The sequence below is a fragment of the Alicyclobacillus acidocaldarius subsp. acidocaldarius Tc-4-1 genome (genome assembly GCF_000219875.1).
Taxonomy (GTDB): domain Bacteria; phylum Bacillota; class Bacilli; order Alicyclobacillales; family Alicyclobacillaceae; genus Alicyclobacillus; species Alicyclobacillus acidocaldarius_A.
Genome location: NC_017167.1, coordinates 2,611,275 through 2,633,873, shown reverse-complemented (window position 1 = coordinate 2,633,873; position 22,599 = coordinate 2,611,275). Strand labels below are relative to the sequence as shown.

The 22,599-nt window shown below is 62.6% G+C and carries 20 protein-coding genes; 17 read left to right on the top strand and 3 right to left on the bottom strand.

Features of this window, described 5'->3' with window-relative positions; genetic code table 11:
- Positions 1–8: 8 nt before the first annotated feature.
- The 9 genes from TC41_RS16955 to TC41_RS12735 all read left to right on the top strand — a co-directional run bounded on the left by TC41_RS16955 (position 9) and on the right by TC41_RS12735 (position 10,731).
- Positions 9–275, top strand: a complete 267-nt coding sequence (locus TC41_RS16955) for a nicotinate-nucleotide diphosphorylase (protein WP_014465490.1) — start codon at positions 9–11, stop codon at positions 273–275.
- A 15-nt stretch (positions 276–290) separates the two neighbouring features.
- Positions 291–1,778 carry an L-aspartate oxidase gene (gene nadB / locus TC41_RS12770; protein ID WP_014465489.1) on the top strand — a complete coding sequence of 496 codons (1,488 nt, stop codon included), beginning with the start codon at positions 291–293 and terminating at the stop codon, positions 1,776–1,778.
- 30 nt (positions 1,779–1,808) lie between these two features.
- Positions 1,809–2,777 (top strand): quinolinate synthase NadA, encoded by a 969-nt coding sequence (gene nadA, locus TC41_RS12765; protein ID WP_014465488.1) that lies wholly within the window; start codon positions 1,809–1,811, stop codon positions 2,775–2,777.
- 76 nt (positions 2,778–2,853) lie between these two features.
- Complete coding sequence (locus tag TC41_RS12760; protein WP_237699948.1) at positions 2,854–4,455, top strand: glycoside hydrolase family 9 protein; 1,602 nt, start codon at positions 2,854–2,856, stop codon at positions 4,453–4,455.
- A 281-nt stretch (positions 4,456–4,736) separates the two neighbouring features.
- Positions 4,737–6,845 carry a peptide ABC transporter substrate-binding protein gene (locus TC41_RS12755; protein WP_049784436.1) on the top strand — a complete coding sequence of 703 codons (2,109 nt, stop codon included), beginning with the start codon at positions 4,737–4,739 and terminating at the stop codon, positions 6,843–6,845.
- A gap of 58 nt (positions 6,846–6,903) precedes the next feature.
- Positions 6,904–7,869: an ABC transporter permease gene (locus TC41_RS12750; protein WP_014465485.1), complete on the top strand. Its 966-nt coding sequence runs from the start codon at positions 6,904–6,906 to the stop codon at positions 7,867–7,869.
- A gap of 30 nt (positions 7,870–7,899) precedes the next feature.
- Positions 7,900–8,796: an ABC transporter permease gene (locus tag TC41_RS12745; protein ID WP_014465484.1), complete on the top strand. Its 897-nt coding sequence runs from the start codon at positions 7,900–7,902 to the stop codon at positions 8,794–8,796.
- Positions 8,793–9,785, top strand: a complete 993-nt coding sequence (locus tag TC41_RS12740) for an ABC transporter ATP-binding protein (RefSeq protein WP_014465483.1) — start codon at positions 8,793–8,795, stop codon at positions 9,783–9,785. Before TC41_RS12745 ends, TC41_RS12740 begins: the two co-directional genes overlap by 4 nt.
- Positions 9,775–10,731 (top strand): ABC transporter ATP-binding protein, encoded by a 957-nt coding sequence (locus tag TC41_RS12735; protein WP_041695452.1) that lies wholly within the window; start codon positions 9,775–9,777, stop codon positions 10,729–10,731. Before TC41_RS12740 ends, TC41_RS12735 begins: the two co-directional genes overlap by 11 nt.
- A 44-nt stretch (positions 10,732–10,775) precedes the next feature.
- Here the strand turns inward: TC41_RS12735 and TC41_RS12730 are convergent, their stop codons facing one another.
- Entirely contained in the window at positions 10,776–11,450 is a 675-nt protein-coding gene (locus tag TC41_RS12730) for an HAD family hydrolase (RefSeq protein ID WP_041695451.1), read from the bottom strand.
- A 261-nt stretch (positions 11,451–11,711) separates the two neighbouring features.
- Between TC41_RS12730 and TC41_RS12725 the strand changes: the two genes are divergently transcribed.
- The gene (locus TC41_RS12725) at positions 11,712–13,124 is read left to right on the top strand and encodes an ammonium transporter (RefSeq protein ID WP_041695450.1); all 1,413 of its coding nucleotides are present in this window, start codon (positions 11,712–11,714) and stop codon (positions 13,122–13,124) included.
- Here the strand turns inward: TC41_RS12725 and TC41_RS12720 are convergent.
- Positions 13,121–14,389, bottom strand: a complete 1,269-nt coding sequence (locus tag TC41_RS12720; RefSeq protein ID WP_041695449.1) for a glutamine synthetase family protein — start codon at positions 14,387–14,389, stop codon at positions 13,121–13,123. The two genes, TC41_RS12725 and TC41_RS12720, sit on opposite strands and share 4 nt — an antisense overlap.
- Before the next feature lie 106 nt (positions 14,390–14,495).
- On the opposite strand from TC41_RS12720, the gene TC41_RS12715 reads away from it, so the two are divergent.
- The 3 genes from TC41_RS12715 to TC41_RS12705 all read left to right on the top strand — a co-directional run bounded on the left by TC41_RS12715 (position 14,496) and on the right by TC41_RS12705 (position 16,720).
- Positions 14,496–15,524, top strand: coding sequence for a putative nucleotidyltransferase substrate binding domain-containing protein (locus TC41_RS12715; RefSeq protein WP_237700120.1), 1,029 nt, complete (start codon positions 14,496–14,498; stop codon positions 15,522–15,524).
- A gap of 32 nt (positions 15,525–15,556) precedes the next feature.
- Positions 15,557–16,177 (top strand): 3'-5' exonuclease, encoded by a 621-nt coding sequence (locus tag TC41_RS12710; RefSeq protein WP_237699945.1) that lies wholly within the window; start codon positions 15,557–15,559, stop codon positions 16,175–16,177.
- Between the two features lie 63 nt (positions 16,178–16,240).
- The gene (locus TC41_RS12705; protein WP_012811711.1) at positions 16,241–16,720 is read left to right on the top strand and encodes a flavin reductase family protein; all 480 of its coding nucleotides are present in this window, start codon (positions 16,241–16,243) and stop codon (positions 16,718–16,720) included.
- 28 nt (positions 16,721–16,748) lie between these two features.
- Here TC41_RS12705 and TC41_RS12700 read toward each other — a convergent pair whose 3' ends face one another.
- The gene (locus TC41_RS12700) at positions 16,749–17,729 is read right to left on the bottom strand and encodes a LacI family DNA-binding transcriptional regulator (protein ID WP_014465476.1); all 981 of its coding nucleotides are present in this window, start codon (positions 17,727–17,729) and stop codon (positions 16,749–16,751) included.
- Positions 17,730–18,038: 309 nt separating this feature from the next.
- Between TC41_RS12700 and TC41_RS12695 the strand changes: the two genes are divergently transcribed.
- Genes TC41_RS12695 through TC41_RS12680 form a run of 4 tightly spaced genes read left to right on the top strand, consistent with a single transcriptional unit; the run spans position 18,039 to position 22,598 of the window.
- A complete protein-coding gene (locus TC41_RS12695; RefSeq protein WP_014465475.1) occupies positions 18,039–19,367 on the top strand; it encodes a Gfo/Idh/MocA family oxidoreductase in 1,329 nt (442 codons plus the stop codon).
- Positions 19,368–19,384: 17 nt separating this feature from the next.
- Entirely contained in the window at positions 19,385–20,263 is an 879-nt protein-coding gene (locus TC41_RS12690) for an alpha/beta hydrolase family protein (RefSeq protein WP_014465474.1), read from the top strand.
- A gap of 17 nt (positions 20,264–20,280) precedes the next feature.
- Positions 20,281–21,606, top strand: coding sequence for an ABC transporter substrate-binding protein (locus TC41_RS12685; RefSeq protein ID WP_014465473.1), 1,326 nt, complete (start codon positions 20,281–20,283; stop codon positions 21,604–21,606).
- A gap of 59 nt (positions 21,607–21,665) precedes the next feature.
- Positions 21,666–22,598 (top strand): carbohydrate ABC transporter permease, encoded by a 933-nt coding sequence (locus tag TC41_RS12680; RefSeq protein WP_014465472.1) that lies wholly within the window; start codon positions 21,666–21,668, stop codon positions 22,596–22,598.
- The last annotated feature ends 1 nt before the right edge of the window (position 22,599 follow it).

The following is a 22,599-nucleotide window of genomic DNA, read 5'->3' as shown; positions in this document are numbered from 1 at the left end:
AGGTCGAAGTGGAGGTCGAATCCCTAGATCAACTGGAGGAGGCCATCGCGGTGGGCGCCGACGTGGTGCTCCTCGACAACATGGACCTCGAGATCATGCGCGAGGCGGTGCGGCGCACCGGGGGCCGCGTGCTTCTGGAGGCTTCTGGCAACATGCGCCCGGGGCGGCTGAGGGCTGTGGCGGAGACGGGCGTCGACCTCATCTCCATGAGCCACATCACCATGCGCGCCCAGGCCGTGGACGTGGGGCTCGATATCGACGTGGAACTCGCGTAAAGGGGGCTTGTCGACATGGAAGCGGCAGGCGTCGTGATCGTCGGAGCCGGGATCGCAGGGCTCACCGCCGCGCTCGCCGCGGCCGAGGCCGAGGACGTGTGCGTCATCGCGGGGGAAGGGCCGCGCACGTCGAGCTCAGCGCGGGCGCAGGGGGGGCTTGCGGCCGCGCTCAGCGAGGGTGACGACCCGGCACTGCACGCCGAAGACACGCTGCGCGCGGGTGCCGGGCTATGCGACGCCCAGCGTGTGCGCGAATTGACCGAAGAAGCGCCGGGTGTTGTCGCGTGGCTCGCACAGTTCGGGGTTCCGTTCGATCGCGATTCGTCCGGGCGGCTCGCCCTGGGCCGGGAAGGCGGCCATACGAAAGAGCGCATCGTTCACGCGGGCGGAGACGCCACCGGGCACTTCATCACCGAAGCGCTCTGGCAGGCGGCCGCGCGCCATCCGCGGATCGAAATCCGTCGGGAGCACTGCGTGGGCATTGCGCAGGACGCGACGGGGCGGGCCGTCGGCGTGTGGACCTGGGACGGGGCCCGTCAACGATTTGTCGCGGCTCGTCGCGCCGCGGGGCTCGCCACGGGCGGGGTGGGCGCCCTCTTCGGCCGCACGTCGAATCCACCGAGCGCGGTGGGCGCAGGCGTCGCGCTCGCCTATCACGCGGGCGCCACGCTCGCGAATCTCGAGTTTGTGCAGTTTCATCCGACGATGTGGCTTGGGCAGGATAGCGAGGCGATGTTTCTCTCCGAGGCGCTGCGCGGCGCAGGCGCGGTGCTCGTCACGGAGGGCGGTGCGCCGCTTTTTGCCGATCCGGCGGACAACCTCCGCACGCGGGACGTGGTCGCGCTCGCCATCGCGAGGGCGGAGGCGGAAGGCCATCGGGTCTATCTCGACGCGACTCGGGTTCCGGATGTCGCGGCGCGCTTCCCGTCCATCGCGGCTCGGCTTCGCCGCGCCGGCCTGGACCTCGCTTCGCAGCCCATTCCTGTGACGCCTGGCGCGCACTTTCTCATGGGCGGCGTCGAGGCGGATCTGGCCGGGCGCACTTCGGTGCCCGGGCTCTTCGCACTCGGTGAAACGGCGTGCACGGGCGTGCACGGGGCCAATCGGCTGGCGAGCAACTCGCTGCTCGAGTGTGTCGTCATGGGCCTGCGGTTTGGGGAAGCCGTGCGAGAGCAGCCACTCGCTTGCACGCACACCCCAGAAGATCCCACGTGGCTTCTTCATCCAGATCAAGACGCGGCGGCACTCCCCAAACTCGCTCCCGTCCTGTGGCGATCCGTCGGACTCGTGCGCGACGAGTCGGGGCTGCGGGCGGCGCTCGTGGAGCTTGAAGGCATGGCGGACCGATATCCCAGCTCTGGGGCGGTGCTGGCCGCGTCGCTCATCGCGCGCTCGGCACTCTGGAGAAAAGAGAGCCGAGGCAGTCACGTGCGAATGGACGCGCCGGCGCCCGTTCCGGCCTACGCTCGCCCAAGCCGAATGTGCAAGGCGCATCGGGCTTAGACGTCTGTGGCGATCACGACCTGAGGGGGAATGCATGTGCTGGAGACGAAGGAGGAACGCCAAGATTTGATTGACGAAATTCTGGCGTGGAAGAAAAAGCGGAACGCCCTGATCCTGGCGCACAACTATGAGCTGCCGGAAATTCAGGACATTGCGGATGTGCTGGGGGACTCGCTCGCGCTCGCGCGCGCTGCGATGCGCGCCGATGCCGACGTGATCGTGCTCTGCGGCGTCCACTTCATGGCGGAGACGGCGGCCATCCTCAACCCGGACAAGACGGTGCTGTTGCCTGATCCGAACGCGGGCTGTTCGCTGGCGGATTCCATCACGGCGGATGAGCTGCGCGCGTGGAAAGCGGAGCATCCGGGCGCCGTAGTGGTCTCCTATGTCAACACGTCGGCGGAAGTGAAGGCGGAGAGCGACTACTGTTGCACGTCTTCGAACGCCGTGCAGGTGGTCCAGAGCATTCCCGAAGACCGAGAGATCCTGTTTCTACCTGACATGTTTCTCGGCTCGTATGTGAAGCGGGTGACCGGGCGAGAGAACCTGCACATCTGGATGGGCGAATGCCACGTCCACGCGGGCATCCGGCCGCACGATATCGAGGCGACGCTCTCGGCTCATCCTGATGCGGAACTCCTGATTCACCCCGAGTGTGGTTGCTCGACGTCCAACATGTACCTGCTTGCCGAAGGGCAACTGCCGGCGGATCGCACGCATGTCCTCTCGACAAGCGGCATGCTGCAACGGGCGCGCGAATCCGACAAGCGCGCGTTCATCGTGGCGACGGAGGTCGGCATCCTGTACCAGATGGAGCGTCAGAATCCGGACAAGACGTTTATCCCGGCGAACCGCGCTGCGGTCTGCCCGTTCATGAAGATGATTACGCTTGAGAAGGTGCGGGACGCGCTCGCCCGTCTCGAGACGGTCATCTCGGTGCCGGCTGACGTGGCGGATCGCGCGCGGGTCGCCATCGAGCGGATGGTGGCCATCGGCTGAGGCAGGTATCGCCACGCGAGGCGTCGAATCCTCTCTCCTGCAAGCCGGTGGGAGGGGATTCGATATGCCGTCGCGCGTGTCCAAATCGATTTTTTGTAATCAAGTTGGGTATCTGACCGGTGGTGACAAGCGCTTTTGGATTCGGGCTCGCGAGGCTCAGCCGTTCGCGCTGCGCACGCCGGAGGGGCAGGCCGTGTTCGCGGGGATGACGAAGCCCGTCGGCGGGGATTGGCAGGCCGGCAATTTCACCGCGCTTCGAGTGCCGGGGATCTACCTCCTGACGGTGGGGCCTCTCGAGGCGCGAATCCATGTGCATCGCCGCGCGTATCGCGACGTGCTCGAAGCCATGGTGCGATTCTTCGACTATCAGCTCTGCGGCGTCGCGCTGCCAGAAGAGGAAGCAGGTCCATGGGCGCATGGTCCGTGCCATACGAGCGACGCCAGGGTGTTGGGCGCGGAGCACGCCGTGGCCTGCCCGGGCGGTTGGCACGACGCTGGCGATTACGGCAAATACACGGTTCCCGCCGCCAAGGCCGTCGCGGATCTTCTTCTCGCTCACGAGTACTTCCCGGGGGCGCTTGCGCACGTCCGCCCCATGCGCTCGGTGCACCGGGCGCCTCACCTGCCGCCGGCGCTCGAGGTGGCGCGCGAGGAGATTGTCTGGCTGCTCACCATGCAGGATCCGGCGACAGGCGGCGTATACCATAAAGTCACTACGCCTTCCTTTCCGCGGCTCGACACCCGCCCCGAAGACGACACTGCCCCGCTCGTCCTCAGCCCTGTCTCTTACGCGGCAACGGCCACATTTTGCGCCGCCATGGCGCACGCCGCCCTGGTGTACCGCGCCCACGATCCGACTCTCGCCTCGCGCTGCGCAGACGCTGCGCAACGCGCGTATGCGTGGCTCAGCGAACACGAAATGCGGCCGTTTCGCAATCCCGCGGGAATCCTCACAGGCGAATACGGCGACAGAGAACTCCGCGACGAGTTGTTGTGGGCGTCCAGCGCCATGCTTCGCATGACCGGTGATCCCGGGTGGGCACGCGTGTGCGAGCCCCTGCTTGATCTCGACCTCCCCTGGGAGCTGGGATGGGCGGACGTGGCGCTCTACGGCGTAATGGAATACCTGCGCGCGCCCAGCGCCGCCGTGTCGGAAGACGTGCGAAGCCGGGTGAAAGGTCGGCTTCTCCGAGAGCTCGACGCGCTCGCCGCCATGGCCGAATCGCATCCCTTCGGCATTCCCATGCGGGACGAGGATTTCATTTGGGGCAGCAATATGGTGCTCTTGAACCGCGCCATGGCGTTTTTGTTGGCCGAAGGCGTCGGGATCCCTCATCCCGCGGCGCGAACGGTGGCCCAGCGCTCGGCAGACTACCTGCTTGGCGCCAATCCGCTCGGTCAGTGCTACGTCACGGGCTTTGGCCAACGCCCCGTGCGTCATCCCCATCATCGCCCCTCGGCTGCGGATGATGTGGACGATCCCGTTCCAGGCATGGTGGTGGGAGGCCCAAACCGGAACCTGCAGGACGAGATCGCCCACGCGCGACTTTCGGGGAGGCCCGCGATGGAGGCGTACCTCGATCATCAGGACAGCTACTCGACCAACGAGGTCGCCGTCTATTGGAATTCACCTGCCGTGTTTGTCATCGCAGGTTTGCTTGAAGCGCGCGAGAGGTGAAGGATGGCCTCACGAGCACAAGCTTAAAAAGACAAGGATCGCCCAATAAGACTATTGATTTTGGCATGTCTCAATTTTATGTTTGAGACATCAGCCAAATCGTTTTGTCTAAAGGCAAATCGATTTGTGCGCCTTGATTCCACTCCGCTGGAAGGGGATCAGGGGGTGGTGTACGCGTCCAGGCCTGGGCGGTGCATGAATCGCATGAGGCATGATGGGGGTCGTTGAAAGCGTTCTCGACGGGCGAAAACACCAAGACACAGGAAGAAGGAGTGAGCAACGTGGCCAAGCGGAAACTCAGAAAGTGGCATGTGCCGGTCGCTGTGCTTGTGGCAAGCGGAGGTCTCGTGGGATGCGCCACCTCGGCCCAAAATCACAGCACGACGTCCAACAGCGGCGCAGCTTCGGCGGTTCCCGTGCGGGCGGCTGGGACCAATGGAACCGTGACCATCACGTATCCTTCGCCGCCTGGTATCTCATCGCTCGATCCGTCGCAGTGGGCGGCGCAGATCCTGGTGGACCAGGGCACGATTCTGGAAGGACTCTACGGATACAATCAACAAAATCAGATTGTGCCGAAAATCGCTTCGGGCTATTCTCTTTCTAAGGACGGACTCACCTGGACCATCTACCTGCGCCACGACGCGCGCTGGTCTAACGGGGATCCGGTTACGGCGCAAGACTTCTATTACGCATGGATGCGCCAGCTGAACCCGGCCAACTCGCAGGCTCAGCTCTGGGCGAGCGTGCTCAACAACGTGAAGAACGCTTATCAGTACCACTCGGGCGCCGTGCCGGCGAGCCAAGTGGGCATCAAGGTCATCAATAATTATGAGTTGCAGATCACGACCACGACGCCGCACTACATCCTGGGCGAGTTGGCGGTGTCCGCATCGATGCCGCTGGATCCCAAGGTGGTCAATGCGCACCCGACGAACTGGTATCTGCCGCAGTACTTCGTGGGCGACGGGCCGTACATTGTGAAATCGTTTACGCCGAACGGGACTATCACGCTGGTGCCGAACCCGAAATACGTGGGCCATCCCGGTGAGGTCAACCACGGGAACGCGAAGGTCATCAACCTGGTGCCAGGCACCACGGTCGCCGTGGAGGACTACATGGCGGGCAAGTTGGACGTCGCGCTCGTCGGATCGCCGTCAGATCTGCAGTACATCAAGACGCACAACTTGAACAGCCAACTCCACGTCGCACCGGATTACAGCATCGAATACCTCGAGTGGGACCATTCCGCTATTCCGTCGCCGTATTACAACACGAAGGTGCGACAGGCCATCGCCATGGCCATCGAACGCCAGCCCATCGTGCAGGACGTGTTGGACGGGATGGGCGGCGTAACCAACACGTTCTCGACGCCAGGCTGGCCGGCCGCCAAGTACGAGAAGGGGTTGCCTGAGAACGTAGCCGAAGCCAAGAAGCTCTTGGCGGAAGCCGGTTATCCAAACGGCAAGGGGCTGCCGGTTCTGTACTTGTACGCGCCGGTGCCAGACGTGAACCAACAGGGCGTGCCGGTCGCCGAGGCCATTTCCCAGGAACTGCAGCAGAACCTCGGAATCCAGACCAAGATTGTCCAGGAAAATCAGGCGGACTACAGCGCGCTCGTCTGGGAGGGGCCGCTCAAGGGCATCCAACCCGGATTCGTCGTCGCGGCGGGCGCTGTCAACTGGTTCGAGCCGGCCAACATGGACATCCAGGCGAGCCAGGGCATCTACTTCCCTGGCGATTATGGTTGGACACCGCAACAGGTGCAGCACGTGCTCCCGTGGTACAACACGCCGTATGATCCGGCGTCTGTCGCCAAGTACGGCAACCCGCAGAATCCGAACACCGGCGTGAGCTGGAACGACTGGATCCCGCTGCAGAAGGAAGTGCAAAAGGACATCGCTATCATCAACAAGTGGACGAAGGAGCAGCCCGCCCAGTGGCAGGCCATTCTGAATCCGCCGGGCACGCCCTCGCTGCAACAGCAGTGGAACCAAATCGTGCAGCAGTGGAAGAGTGCCAAAACGGCGAGCGCGAAACATGCCGCGTTCGTTCTCGCGTGGGAGTTCGTCGCGCCGGAGTCTGCGACGACGACGCTCGGCGGCACGAACACGGGCGCGCTCGACGTGCAAGCCTGGTGGGACACGAACGAGTCCGAGCAGGAGCGCGAGTGGCGGATGTGGCAGGCCTACGAGCAAAACAGCATGACCTCGTCTCAGGCGGCGGTGTGGGCCGGCAAACTCGTCACGTCGCTTGAGCAGCAGGCCTGGGTCATCCCGCTTTACTACAACGAGACGTTCTACCTGGAGAAGCCGTGGGTGACCGGCGCGCAGCCCAACCCGTGGGCGTGGGGCAACTTCTATCAGTTCCAGTATCTGTCCACCAAGTGACAGCAGCGCAGCATGCCCGCGGGCTCCCGCCCGCGGGCGCGTTGAAGGGAGGCCTGCGATGTTTTACGTCAAATTCCTCGCCAAGCGCTTCGTGGCCATCATCATCACGCTGGCGGCTGTCATCGCCATTTCGTACGTCATGATGTACTACTCGCCAGGGGGCTTCATGAACACGACGCAGCTCGCCTCGGCACTAGCGCCGCTCGCCGCTCAGGATCCCGCTGCGTACCAGAAGCTCATGGAGCAATTTCAGAGCCGGTACGGCCTGAATCTGCCTCTGTGGAAACAGGTGCTGCTCTATGAATGGCACACCTTCACATTCAATTTCGGCAACTCGATGCAGAACCCCACGTTGAGCATCATGTCGCAACTCAAGGGCGCGCTGCCCATCAGCGTGTTTCTCGCGTTTGGTTCCGTCGTGGTGTCGGTCGTCATCGGCATTCCCATGGGAGTCATCGCGGCGCTCAAGCGGAACTCGTGGGTCGATTATCTTGTGACGACCCTGTCGATGTTCGGCCAGGCCATCCCTTCCTTTGTGCTGGCGGTCCTTTTTGTTCTCATCTTCGGCGTCGTGTGGCAGAACGTCCTGCCCGTCACGGGGTGGGGAACGCCTGCAGATGCGGTTTTGCCCATCCTGTCGCTGGCCGCAGGGAACATCGGCGTGGTCGCCCGATACATGCGAGGCAGCCTGATTGAGACCATGAGACAAGACTTCATCCGGACCGCCAAAGCGAAAGGTGTCAAGTACTGGGCTCTGGTGCTTCGGCACGGCGTTCGCAACTCGCTCACCGCGCTCATCACCGTGATCGGGCCCCAATTTGCGTTTACCGTCGTCGGCACCGTCTGGGTCGAGAACATCTTCGCCATTCCCGGGCTGGGCAAGGTCATCTCTACAGCTTTTACTAACTTCGATTTCCCCATGGCCATCACGGCGGTCTTCATTCTCGGCGCGACCATCATGCTGACGAACCTGGTCGTCGATCTCATCTACTCGTGGATGGATCCGCGCGTGAAGCTCCAGTGAGTCGCCACTTGCAGTAGACGGACGGGAGGGATGATCGTGGCCATCGCGGTAACCCAGCCTCAGGCGGCGGCACAGCGCGCGAGGCGCAACTCACCCATGTATCGCGCCTGGCAGCGCTATCGAAAGAATTGGTTTGCCGTGGCAGGGCTTGTTTGGGTCATCATCTTTTTTATCATCGGCATCATCGGCCCGTGGATCGCGCCGTACAGCTACACGTACGCGGACTTCCTCCATATGCACTCGGGTCCTTCTTGGCAGCATTGGTTCGGCACGGATACGGTCGGATACGACGTCTTCAGCCAAATTCTTTACAGCATTCGGTACGCGCTGGAGATTGCGCTCGGCGCCACGTGCGTCAGCTTTTTGATTGGTGTCATCCTAGGGCTATGGGCCGGGCTTGCCGGCGGCATCATCGACATCATCGTCATGCGCGCCGTGGACTTCATGTTCGCGCTTCCTTCGTTCTTCTTCGCCCTGATCCTCATGGTGCTCCTTGGGAAGGGCATCTTCCCCATGATCTTGGCCATCGGCGTTCCGGGGTGGGCGGGCTACGCGCGCCTCATCCGCTCGCTCGTGCTCGCTATGCGCAACGGCGAGATGGTCGAAGCCGCAAGGGCACTTGGGGCGTCGCAGTGGCACATCGCGCGCAAGTACATGTTTCCGAACGTCGTTGGCAGCATGGTGGTCTCGCTCGCCTTCGGCATTCCGTACGATCTCACCGCGCAAGCCGGGCTGAGCATCGTGGGGATGGGCCTCAATCCGCCAATGCCGTCGTTTGGCAACATGCTCGCGCAGGCGGGGGCCAACATCCTCGGCTTCCCTTGGCTTCTTTATTTTCCGGCCGGCGTGTTCGCCATCACTTTGTTGTCGTTTTTATTCGTGGCCGACGGCCTGCAGGAAGCGTTCAGTCCGAAGGGAGGCGTATGATGGTGTCACAGCCGCTTTTGTCCATCGAAGATCTGCACGTCGAATTCGATCGCGGCGAGGACACGGTCTACGCCGTCAACGGCGTGAGCTTCTCCATTGGGGAAGGAGAAACGCTTGGCATTGTCGGTGAAAGTGGATCCGGCAAGTCGGTCACGCTGATGTCGGCCATCGGCTTGATTCGGGAAAACGGGCGCATTCGCTCGGGCCGGGCGGTGTTTCAGGGGACGGACCTCTTGAAGCTATCGGAACGACAGCTCGAGGATATCCGCGGCCGCGAGATCGGCGTGGTGTTCCAGGACCCCATGACTAGCCTCAATCCGGTCATGCGGATTGGGGATCAGATCATGGAGGCGATGCTCGCGCACCATTTCTGCAGTCACCGCGAGGCGTTTGAGCGCACGTTGCAGCTCCTGCACGAGATGGGCATTCCTGAACCGAAGGCCCGGTTTCGGAACTATCCGCACGAGTTTTCAGGCGGCATGCGCCAGCGCATCATGATCGCCATCGCCCTGGCCTGTGAGCCGCAACTGCTCATTGCGGACGAGCCGACGACCGCGCTCGACGTGACGGTGCAGATGCAGATCCTCGCGTTGCTTCAGGAGCAGCGGCGCAAGCGGAATATGGCCGTTGCCATCATCACGCACGACTTTGGCGTTGCGACCAACTTCTGCGATCGGATCATCGTCTTGTACGCGGGTCAGATCATGGAGGTTGCGGATACAGGCACGTTCATCCGCGAGTCGGCGCATCCGTACACCGTCGGATTGAAGCATTCCATCATCGAGATTGGCCATCGCTCGAAACCGCTGAAACCCATTCCTGGCATGGCGCCCACGGTCACGGAGATGCCCCGGAGCTGCTCGTTTGCGCCGCGGTGTCCACTCGCTACGGATCGGTGCCGGAACGAGTTGCCGAAGCTTCGGGAGATCGGGCCGGGCCATTGGGTGGCGTGTCATCGGGCGGAGGAGGTGCTTGAGGATGTCATCTGAGGTGCTGCTCGAGGCGCACGAGGTGTCGAAGCGGTTTCGCGTGCAGGGCCGCGATCTCCATGCGGTGGAGAAGGTGTCGTTTCAACTTCAGCGCGGGCAGACGTTCGGGCTCGTCGGCGAGAGCGGGTCCGGAAAGTCCACGTTGGGGCGGCTGGTGCTCAAACTTCTCGAGGCGACGGAGGGCCGGATCGTCTACCAGGGGAAGGACATCACCCGCTTTACGCAGAAGCAGATGCGACCGCTTCGACGAGAAATGCAGATCATCTTCCAGGACCCCATGGCGAGCATGAGTCCGCGAATGACCATCGGCATGGCCATCGAGGATGCGATGATCATTCACAAAATGGGGACCAAAGAGGAGCGGCAGAAGCGGGTCGATGAACTGCTCGAGCGCGTGGGCCTTCCTCGGGAAGTGAAGTGGGCGTATCCGCACGAGCTGTCGGGCGGTCAACTTCAGCGCGTCGGCATTGCGCGCGCGTTGTCGCTCCAACCGAAACTCGTCATCTGCGACGAGCCCATCTCGGCACTTGACGTTTCGATTCAGGTCCAGGTGATTCAACTCCTGCGCGAACTTCAGCAGGATTATGACCTAACGTACATCTTTATTTCGCACAACCTGGCCGTGGTCGAGTACTTGAGCGACGTCGTCGCGGTGTTGTACCTTGGCGAGGTGGTGGAACAGGCGCCGGCGGAGGAGCTGTTCTCGCGCCCGACGCACCCGTACACTCAGGTGTTGATCCAGTCCATCCTGAAAATGCCGCGGAGCTTGGAGGAACGCCAAGCGCTCACGCCCATTCAGGGCGAGATCCCATCGCCGTTCGACCCGCCGCGGGGCTGTCCCTTCCACCCCAGGTGTCCCGTGGCCGTCGAGCGGTGCCGGACGACCAAGCCTGAACGCCGGAACATCGGGCCAAATCACGCCGTGGCATGCCATCTAGCCACGTGACAAGTCACGCCAGGGGAGAGCGCGCAATGCCCGCTCTCCCTGCCTTATGCTCGCTTTTCTTCTGGACGCTCCGATATCGTCGCAAGAAACGAGCGCCAATCAATCCCTTCCAAACTGCTTCGAAATCGACATCCTTCCGGAAACGGCATGTGCTCCGTGATGGCGTTCGGCACGCACAGCACCTGAAGGCCTGCGGCGATTGCGGCTCGCGCGCCGTTGGGCGAGTCTTCGATGGCGAGTGCTTCCGCGGGCGCCACACCGAGCCGCCGACACGCCAGCTGATACAATTCGGGATGGGGCTTCACCTGGCTGACATCGTCGGCCGTGGCCATCGCGTCAAAGTAGGATTGAATTCCATACTTCACTAGAAAAGGTTCGACGTAGGCGCGCCGCGAACTCGTGGCGAGACCAAGGGACACCCCAAGCCGCCGGAGCTCCTGTAGAGACGACCGCACACCCGGGCGAAGAGGCTCTTCATCGAGCAGCTTTCGGTGTTCACGCTCCACCACACGCTCTGCGTCTTCCGGTCGGATGGACGTGTCCGAATCGCACAGGTGCCGGATGGGATCGAACGCGTCGGCGCTCGTCCCGACGGTTTTGGCGTACAGGTGAAACGGGAACTCCCGTCCGTGTTGGCGGTACAGTCCCACATACGCTTCATACCACGCTCGCTCGGTGTCGACGAGCGTCCCGTCGAAGTCGAAGATCACCGCTCTCATATAGACCTCCCGATGGCCGTCGTCGCTTGAGTATAGCACGAGATGGAACGTTGAAGCAGGTGTGTCCACGGGCAGGCGCCATGTCGTTCGTGGAAGCGTTTGCGTTAATAAAAATAACGAAATTGGACGAAAGCGCTTTTCAATGCACCTGTGTCAGCATGTTATCTTTATATACGTTAGCATATCTAACATTTTCGTTGACGTCCCCGATGTTCGCGTGTATCGTTATAAAAAATTCACGCAAAGGAGTGGGCAGAGAAGATGCTCAGAACACGGTGGAAGTGGCTTCTGTCCGCAATGGCTGGGCTCGGTGCCGCTTGGGTCCCTGCGACGTGTTTTGCTGCGACCACGGCACCCCCGGTCAACTCTGGCGACGAGGCCTGGATTCTCGCTTCCTCGGCCCTTGTACTTCTCATGACACCAGGACTCGCCTTCTTTTACGGTGGTTTGGTGCGCACGAAGAACGTGATCACCACCATGCTGCAGGTGGTGGCTGTCATCCTGGTGGTCTCGCTGCAATGGGTTATTGTCGGGTACAGCCTGGCCTTTGGACCTGACTTTCACCACATCATCGGCAACCTGAACTGGTTCATGATGCGCGGTGTGGGCGCTGCGCCGGACTCGGACTACGCGCCGACCATTCCGAACCTGCTGTATGCCATCTTCCAAATGATGTTTGCTATCATCACGCCGGCACTAATCGTGGGAGGGCTTGCGGAGCGCGTCCGCTTCGCTTCGTTCGTGGTGTTCATTGTCCTGTGGGCGACCTTTATCTATGATCCTCTAGCGCACTGGGTGTGGGGTGCAGGCGGTTGGCTCCACAACCTCGGCGTGCTCGACTTCGCGGGGGGCACCGTGGTGCACATCTCGTCCGGTGTGGCTGGTCTCATGGCTGCGCTCTATCTCGGGCGCCGCGCGGAGCATGGCACCGGTGAGATCAAGGCGCACAACGTGCCGTTCGTCCTCCTAGGCACGGCGCTTTTGTGGTTCGGCTGGTTCGGGTTCAACGCGGGCAGCGCGGTTGCGGCCAACTTCCTTTCCGCGGAGGCGTTCCTTGCCACGAACACGGCAACGGCGGCTGCTGCAGTGGGTTGGATGATCGTGGAGAAGCTCCGGACGGGGCATGTCACGCTGGTCGGCGCCTGCGCCGGTGCTGTTGCGGGGTTGGTGGCTATCACGCCGGCGGCCGGCTTCGTCTCGCCGGGCTACTCTATCGTTCTCGGTTTGCTTGGTGGCGCGTTCTGCTACTTTGCGTCGACCTTCATGAAGGCGAAGCTCGGGTACGACGACGCACTCGATGCGTTCGGCGGTCACGGCATCGGCGGAACGTGGGGCGCCATCGCCACCGGCCTATTCGCATCCACTGCGGTCAACCCGTCGGGAGCCAACGGCCTTGTGCACGGCAATCCTCATCAGGTGCTGCTCCAGCTCATCGGCGTGGCGAGCACGTGGGCGTTCTCCGGTGTCGGCAGCCTGATCTTGCTCTGGATCGTCGACAAGGTCATGGGGCTGCGCGTGACGAAGGAAGAGGAGATCATGGGGCTCGATCTCGCCCTGCACGCGGAATCCGCGTATCCAGAGACGCTCACGGCGTCGGAACTGCCGAAGTATTTCGGCGCCAACGTGACGCCGCTTCTCAAGGAGTCACCCCTTGAGCACGGAACCCAGAACTAAAGCGTGAGGTACTGCTCCCGTTCCCACACATGGACGGTCCTCGCATAGGCAGCCCATTCGAGTCGCTTGGCCTCCAGGAAGTGGCGCATGGCGTGATCGCCGAGCGCCGCCTGGAGGCAGTCGTCTTGTTCGAGCGCATCGAGCGCATCCCGAAGCGTTTCGGGGAGCGCGGCGACGTGCCGCAGAAACCGCTGTTCTTCCGACCACATTTCCGGCCGTTCGTCCAGCCGGTCCGGCAGGGGCAGCGCCTGTTCGATCCCGTCAGCTCCTGCCACGAGCGCACAGGCGATGGCGAGGTATGGATTCGCAGACGCGTCGGGCGCTCGCCATTCCCACGCGCTGCCGACGGCGCGCAAGTAAGGGGCCGGATGGTGGTCGGACCAGCCAACGAATCCGGGCGCTTCGCTTCCGCCGAGGCGCTTGTAGCTGTTGACAGTCGGATTGGCGATGGCAGAGAGTCCGCGCGCGTGTGCTAGAATGCCTGCGGCAAATGCAGCACAGCGCGCTACATCGGCCGTCTCGCCGGCAGGGGCGAAGGTGAGGTGCAGGCCGGAGCCGGGATGGTCCGTGAACGGCTTCGGCATGAAGGACGCCGTGAACCCGAACCGCGCGGCTTCGCGGCGGATGACGAGTTTCGCTGTGACCACGGCGTCCGCGGCGCATAGCGGCGGCAGCGCGGTGAGATTGATCTCATATTGGTGCGGGGCTGCCTCGTGGTGGATTTGGGTCACGGGAACGCCCGCCTCGGTGAGTCCTCCGGCCATGGATCGCAGACAGCGCGCGGCGATGTCGGAGGAGAGCGCGTCAAAGTAGCGGGCGGGATCGCCGAGATGTGCGTCTTCCAAGCGCTCGTCCTGCGGGAGCAAAAAGAACTCCAGTTCGGCAGACACCGCCATCTCCGGCGCGCCGGCTGCCCTGGCCCGCTCCGCCGCGCGGGCCAAGATGCGGCGCGGGTCACCTGCGAAGGGCACGCCGTCAGGGAGCACGACGTCGCAGATGATGCGCAGTGCGCGTTCACTGAAGTCGGAGGGCCATGTGCAGGCCGTCGCGAGGTCGGGCACAAGGCGCATGTCGGACTCTTCCTCCCGCGCAAACCCTTCGACGGACGATCCGTCAAAGCCCACGCCCCGGCCGAGGACGTCTGGTAGTCGACTTGAGGGGATGGAGACGACTTTCACCGCGCCCATCAGGTCGGTGAACTGGAGCTGCACCGTGTCGATGCGCTCGGCCTCGAGCTGGCGAAGCAGTGAAGCAATACTTGACATGATGAGCCACCACCCCGATGAGATTCTGGCTTGATCATAAAGGACGAAATCTCGAAAATCTAGCAATCATCGCATGAACAAGGGTTAGGGCGGAGGGATAGCCGTGATGGTGCCGGGATGCGTGACGAACGCAGGCGACATTCGGGAGCGCGGAGAGGATTTGCAGCGCGCGTGGTGCGAATCCGTGCTCCAGGACGACGGTCCGCCGGACGACACTGCAGCGTTTCGGCGCTGGTTCGAAGGCTATCAGGTTCAACGCCGGGCCTTCGTGCTCGCCGGCTGGGCGGAAACCGTGTCGCCGGACGTCCGGCGCCGCGCGCGTCTCGTCGCGCTTGGGTCGCTCGCGCGCGGAGAGGATCTGCCGCAGAGCGATCTCGACTTTGCGCTCGTCACGACTGCGGACCTTCGGCTCGCCGACGCAGCCCCGGACATTGAACGGTTCGTGCGCTGGATGGGCCCGATGGGCTTTGCGCCCTGCATGGGCAACGTGATGGGTGCCAATCCGCGCTGGTTCGGCCCTACAGGCGCATGGACCGCGCGCATTCAGTCGTATGCGGAGTTTCCGGACTGGGCCAATGTCCGCTACCTGTACATGACGGTGGACGCGCTTCCTCTCGACGACGCGCCGGACTGGGCGCCCGTTGCGGCGCGGGTGCGCGATGTCATCGCGGGATCGGCATTCATGAAGTGGCAGATGGCGCATCTCGGCATTCGCGGGACCGTTGGATTTCGCGCCCTGCGCGGCGTGCGCTGGGAAGCGAGCGGCGCGGATATGGTCTTCCATATCAAGGACAGGTTCCTCGCGCCTATGGTCCACGCGCTTCGCTTGCTCAGTCTGCATCATGGGGTCGACGCGCTCGGCTCGGTCGATCGCGCCGCATCACTCGGCCGCCTCGGCGCCCTCGGAGACTTGCAGCCGGAGGCGATTGTGCAAGCGCTCTGGTTTGGATGGAGGCTGCGGGCGCGCCACCACGCGGAATGCTGGCTCCGGGGCCAGCGAGACAGCGTCGATCTCGTCCCTCGGTCGAGTTTGTCTCCCGCCTGGCAGGAAGCGCTTCACGAGCATTTGCGCACGGCCCAAGCCCTCGAGCGCCTGGTGTGTCGACGATTTCCGAAACCGAGGGGATCCAGATGAGGTGGTTTTTCTCCCTCCGGAGAGACGCGCCCTTGACTCCCGAACCGGTGCCGGTCTGGGAGCGGCCCCTCGGCGAAGCGCCCTACTTTGTGCTCGACCTCGAGACGTCTGGCTTTTCCCCTGTGCGCGACAAGATCCTCTCGGTCGCCTGTGCCACGTTTTCCGGGTGGCGAAGCGAGCCTGACGAGAGCTTCTACGCCATCGTGCGCCATGACGACATCGCGGACGTCCCCCCGCACATTTGGGAGCTGACCGGCCTCACGCCACAGGCCGTGCGGGACGGCGAGCCCCTTGAGGCGGCGCTTCGCCGCGCGCTGGAGCTCGGCGCAGGCCGCGTCTGGGTGGCCCACCACGTCCGGCACGATCTCGGCTTTCTCCAGCGCGCGACGGACGCGCTGTGGCGGCTCCGGCTGCGGCCCATCGCGATGGACACGGCGGTCGTGGCCCAGGTGCTGGCGCGGGCCGCGAGGCCCCTGACGCTCGACGAGGCCTGCGAATGGCTCGGGATCCCGGTGGTCGGCCGCCACCAGGCGGATGCGGACGTGCGCATGACCGCGGCCGTCTGGCGCAAGGAAATGGAGCTGTGCGGGCGGCTCGGGCTGCAGACCGTGAAGGACGTGATCGACTGGGTGAGCGCCCGTGCCACCGGGTGATGGAACGGCAGGGAAGCGGTATACTCAAATGGGAAACGCCTTTCGGCATCAGGAGGTGCGAGGATGGACGAGCAAGCGAAGAAAACAGCGCTCCGCCACATCACGTACGGACTCTACGTGATTGGCACCAAAATCGGAGAGGATGATGTCAACGCGTTCACCGGCAACTGGGTGACGCAGGCATCTTTCCAGCCGCCGCTCGTGGCGATTGGCGTCAAGAAGGGCACCACGTCGTGCGACGGCATCCTCGAGAGCCGCGTGTTCTCGGTGAACGTTCTGGAGAGTGGGCAGAAGGACCTCGCCTTCAAGTTCTTCAAGCCCCTGAAGCGCGTGGGGAACAAGTTTGAGGACGTCGAGTTCTACACCTCGACGACCGGAAGCCCCATCCTGCGCGACGCGCTGTCCTGGTTTGAGTGCCGCGTGACAGACGTGGTCGACCGGGGCGATCACACGCTCATTGTAGGCGAGGTCGTGGACGCCGGGGTGCATCGCGACGGCAAGCCGCTCACGCTCGCCGAGACGGGGCTTTTCTACGGGGGTTGAGCCCGGCGGGCGCCGTCGGCGCCCGAGCTCAATCCTCGTCCCTGTCGGGCGCTCGTTCGACGGACGCGCGCGGAATGAGGATGGGTTGAATCACGTGCGCGTCCGGCCCGGGTTTCCCGTTGATCATGTCGACGACGCGGTGCGCCGCAAAGTCCGCCACTTCTTCGAGCGACGGGCCGACCGTCGTGATGGGCACCTCCGCAAACTGCATGTCGGGCAAGTTATCGTATCCAATGAGGCTCACGTCCTGAGGCACCCGGTAGCCGAGCTCAAGCAGCGCGCGAAGCGCCCCCTTCGTGATCAAGTTGTTCAGCCCGATGAAGGCCGTCGGCATGGGAATGTCTGGCCTTGCGTATCGAATCGCCCGGTAACCTCCCTCAAAGGTCGGCTCCGCCGGATACAGCCAGTCCGGGGACGGCTGAAGCCCCGCTTGTTCCACCGCCTCCAAAAAGGCCCGCACCTTGATCTCCTGGGAGCTGCCGATGAATCCAATCCTCCGGTGCCCAAACGAGCGCAGGTATCGGACGGCTTCCGCAATTCCGGCGCGGCGGTCAAATCGCACGTGCGGCAGCGGCACGGGCTCGTCAGTCCCGATGACGAGCGTTTTCGCCTGCCAGCGCCCCAGCTCCTCCATCAGGTGCGGGTGGCGCGAGACGAGATCGGCCCAAATCACGAGGCCGTCGGCGCGCATCTGATTCAGCAGGTCGATCTCGTCCGGCGAAATCGCAATCACCATCCGGTAGTCGAGCGCGGCCAGGGCCCGGTGCAGCTGAATGGTGAGGTTGGCGAAGATGGGGTTTCCCAGGTTCACGAGCCCGAAGCCAATGAGCCGCGTGCGGCCCGACACGAGGTGGCGTGCGAGCAGGTTTCGCTGATAGCCCATGCTGCGCGCGATTTCCAGGATGCGCCGCTTGGTCTCCTCCTTGACCAGCGGGCTGTCGTTGAGCGCCTTCGAAACCGTGCTGTAGCTGACGCCCGCGCGTTCCGCGATATCCTTAATGCTCACCATGGCGGGTCTCCCTCTGTCCAAAGTCCATGGGCCTCGCGGCGTCTTGCGTGTGCCGCAAAGCCAACAGGTCTGTGATTTCCTCGACATTTTAACACAAATAACAACGTTATTAAATAGAATGTGAAACGATTCGGCGATTGGAGACGCACGTTGAGCGATTTCGAGCGTTTTCGCCATGATCGTGTCCGAAAAAGTCAAGAAGAAATGAAAACGTGGTTATTGATATCCATGAAGAACTGTGCTACCTTTTAGCAACAACGAGATGAGGCCAACTAACAACGTGGTTAATACGAGGGGTGACGGACGGCCATGACCAACTATTGCATTGTCGGGCTCGGATCGCGCGGCATCTCGATGTTCGGGCGCGATCTCGTCACGCATTACCGGGATGTCGCGCGGGTCACGGGGCTTTGCGACCGCAACGAGGGGCGCGTCCGGTATGCGCAGGAAGTCCTGGGCAAGGACATTCCGGGCTTCACGGATTTCGACGAGATGCTGGACAACGTCGAATGCGACTGCGTCATCGTTACGACGATGGATGCGACGCACGACCATTTTATCGTGAAAGCGCTTGAGCGAGGCAAGGACGTGATCACCGAAAAGCCCATGACCATCGATGCGGAGCGGTGCCGCAGGATCCTGGATGCCGAGCGGCGCAGCGGCAAGACGGTCCGCGTCACGTTCAACTATCGATACGCGCCATATAAGACCGAGATCAAGCGGCTGTTGCAGGAGGGCATCATCGGCGAAGTCCATTCGGTGGAGTTTCGCTGGTACCTCGACACCGTGCACGGCGCGGACTACTTCCGGCGCTGGCACGCGGAGAAGAAGAACTCCGGCGGCCTGTTTGTTCACAAGGCGACGCACCACTTCGACCTCATCAACTGGTGGCTGGGCCTCGAGCCCGAGGAGGTTGTCGCCATGGGATCGCGCCATTACTACGTGCCGGATCGCATGCCGGGCCACGGCGAGCGCTGCGCCACGTGCCAGGTGGCGGACCGCTGTCCGTTTTACCTCGATCTCGGCCGCGACGCCACCCTGAACGCGCTCTACAAGCAGGCGGAGGCCTATGACGGGTACCACCGCGATCAGTGCGTGTTCTCCGAACGCATCGACATTGAGGATACGATGGGGGCGCTCATCCGCTATCCGAATGGCGTGCAGGCGACGTACATGCTCACTGCGGCCACGCCATTTGAGGGCTGGCAAGTGGCGTTCAACGGCAGCAAGGGCCGGCTGGAGGCGTTCGAGCCCGAGTACTTCATCACCGAGGAGGACGCGACGGACTTCGCGCGGAGGAGCTCGAAGGACGTTCGCCGCACGGTGGACTGGCGGTTTGGCGATCCGTCGTCCGCCGAAGAGGTGCGCGAGCTGGAAATCCGCTTCTATCCCCTCTTTGGCGGCGTCCAGGTGTTCCGCGTGCCGCATGTGCGTGAGGGCCACGGCGGCGGCGACAGGCGCCTCAAGGACCACCTGTTCCGCGGCGTCGACAGCGATCCCTACGGCCACGTGGCCGGATCGCGCGCGGGGGCCATGTCCATCCTGATCGGCGTGGCGGCGAATCTCTCGATGGCCACTGGGCAGTTCGTGCGCATCGCGGATCTGTTGGGCGAAAGCGCGCCGGTCGGCGTCCGGTGATGAGGGAGGGAAGCCTGGTGTCGCGGGGGGCGGCAAGCGAACGAGTCGAGGCCCTCGCTCGGCTGCTCGGCCTGGAGCGGTCGGAGAAGCGGAGGACGTTGAGCGAACTCGTGGCGGATCGCGAAGTCCACGTGCTCCTTCCGGAGGGCACGGCGCCCGCGGGCGGCTATCCCACCGCCGTGTTGATCCATGGCCATTCGCCGCTCGGCTACGATTACTTCCGCAGCGCGAACGAGGTGTACGTCAAGGGCGCACCCGTTGCGGAACTGCTGCGTGACGCGGGCTTTGCGGTGGTGCTCCCGTCCTTGCGCGGGTTTGGCGCCACGATGGATCCGGCGGATCGCGCCCTGGGCCTGGAGCACAGCTGTGAGCGGTTCGCGCGGCAGCGATTGCTCGTCGGCCGGACGCTCCTCGGCGACCGCGTCCGGGACCTGATAGAGCTCCTGGACGCGATGGAGATGGACGGGCGCTTCGACATGGAGAGCCTTGTCACGGCGGGATTTTCAGGCGGCGGCACGGCCGCGCTGTTTCACGCGGCCTGCGATTCGCGGGTCCGCCACCTGATCCTCCTGTCGGCGATGTGCACCGCCCGGCATTCGCTCCTTGCAACGCGACATTGCTTGTGCAACTACGTACCGGGTCTTCTCAACTTCGGCGATTGGGGGGATGTGGCGGCGCTCGTGGCGCCGCGGCGCCTGACCATTGTGCATGGCGAACGCGACGGCGTGTTTCCGTTCGAAGGTGCGCGTGCAGCGTTTGCGGCCGTCAAAGCGGCGTACGAGGCCATGGGCGTGACAAACGGCGCGATGTTTCTTGCACAATCTGGGGGTCATGAGCCGTATCCGGAGGTTTTGTGGCAGTTGATGGGTGTCGGTCTCAAGCGTGTGACAACGTGAAACGAGGAGGAATCCGCATGCGAAAAAAGAGATGGACATGGACGGCGAGCGCCGCGGCCGCGTTGGTCGTGGCGGGCTGCGGAACCGCCGCGACACAGAGCGGTTCGAGCGGGTCGCAAGCCGGGCAGGCGGCGGGCAGCGCGGACTCGAAGCCGGTCGTCACGCTTACCTTTGGCTTCTGGGGTGACGCGAAGGAAGAAGCGGTTACGCTTGCGGCGGTGAAAGCGTTTGAGAAAGTCTATCCGAACATTCACATCCAGACCGAATTCGGCGGGCCGTTCAATCAGTACTTCACGAAGCTCTCCACCGAGGTCGCGGGCGGCAACGCGCCGGATATTATGCAGATGGATTACGATTACATCGAGGCGTACGCCAAAGAGGGGCAATTGCTGGATTTAAAGGGTGTGAAGGGACTCGACCTTGCTACCATTAGTCCAAGCGTTCTCCGAAGTGGTTACATCAATGGTGGATTATATGGTATTCCAAATGCAATTGACTGTTACAGCGTGATATACGACCAGAACGCATTCGCAAAGGCTGGGTATCACGGTCAGCGCATGTCATGGGACCAGTGGGCTAATTTATTGGAGAAAGTACACAAGATTACTGGTAGGTGGGCGGAAGATGACGACGAAAACTGGCAGACGTTCGGCTATTGGACTCGTCAGTACGGACAGCATCTATACAACGCCGCCGGGACGAAGCTTGGATTTACCCAAAGTACACTCGTCGCGTATCTAAATTACTGGGCAAATCTGCGCAAAGAGGGAGCGGTGCCACCCGGAACGGTCACTTCACTAATCAAGCAAGCTGCTGACCCCACTGATCCTATGGTTCCGGGTAAGTCTCTCGCGGAAATGACATGGGACGCATACATTGTGAGCTTCCAGAGCGAGATGACAAAACCCCTCGGAATGTCCTTGCCGCCCACCCGGCCTGGGGGACCAGAGGGACTTTATCTGAAGCCAAGTCAGTTTTGGAGCATTTACTCCAAGACAAGGTACCCAGAGCAGGCAGAGTTGTTCGTCAATTTCTTGCTGAACAATGACTCTGCAGGAAAAGCGCTCGGTTTGGACCGAGGAATTCCGGTGTCGTCTTCGGTCCGCGCTGCGCTTGAAAGAGCCGGGCTGACACGACCTGAGCAGCAGGAATTCACGCTTACAGACGAAGCACTCAAGGTGGCGACTCCGATTGATCCGCCACCACCTCAAGCGAACAACGAAATCGACCAGGATTTCGCGAACATGGTCCAGGCTGTGCAATACGGCAAGGAGACGGCTCAGCAGGGCGCCGAACAGTTTATGCAGGAGGCGAACGACCTCCTGCAGAACGGCGGTGAATGACGTCTCCGAGGACGGGGCCCGGCGCAACGCCGGGCCATTCCGGAAAGCGGGGTGATCGCGTGGCTGTGGCAACCTCGACCAAAGCCAATGTCCAAGCGAACGGCGAGGCCGCGAAGGCCGTGCGGCCGCGCAACGAGAAGGTCGCCTATCTGTTTCTGAGCCCATGGATGTTCGGCTTGGTGGTCTTTTCGCTCGGGCCCATCCTGGTCTCGCTCTACCTTTCATTTACCAACTACAATCTCCTACAGCCACCCAGGTGGATAGGTCTCGAGAATTATGTGCACATGTTCACGCAGAGCCAGTTGTTTGCCACTTCGCTCGTGGACACGCTGGAGTACATCTTGATCTCCGTGCCTGTCAAGATGGTGGTCGCCCTCGCCATCGCTCTGCTCCTCAGTCTCGAGGTCAAAGGCATCGGCGTGTACCGGACGGTGTACTACGTTCCGTCGCTCATCGGCACGAGCGTCGCTGTCGCCTACCTGTGGCAACAGATGTTTGGGCCCGACGGTCTCATCAACAAAGGCCTGGCGCTCGTCGGCATTCACGGGCCCAATTGGCTCGCCGAACCACGCACGGCCCTGTTCACGCTCGCCATGCTGCAGGCTTGGCAGTTCGGTTCGGCGATGATGATCTTCGTGGCAGGACTGAAGCAGATTCCCGAGTCGCTGTATGAGGCCGCCATCGTGGACGGCGCGGGCCGCCTGTACCGGTTCTTTCGCATCACCATTCCCATGTTGTCGCCGGTCATTTTCTTCAACCTGATCATGTCCATCATCAATGGGTTCACCCAGTTCACGCAGGGATACATCGTCACGGACGGCGGGCCGCTGAACGCGACGCTGTTTTTCGCGCTCTACCTGTACGAGGAGGCCTTTAACTTCCAGAACATGGGCTACGCGTCGGCGCTGGCCTGGTTCCTCCTGGTGTTGGTGGGCGTGCTGACGTTCTTGGTGTTCAGGTTCGGAAGCCGCTACGTGTACTACGAGTCCTGAG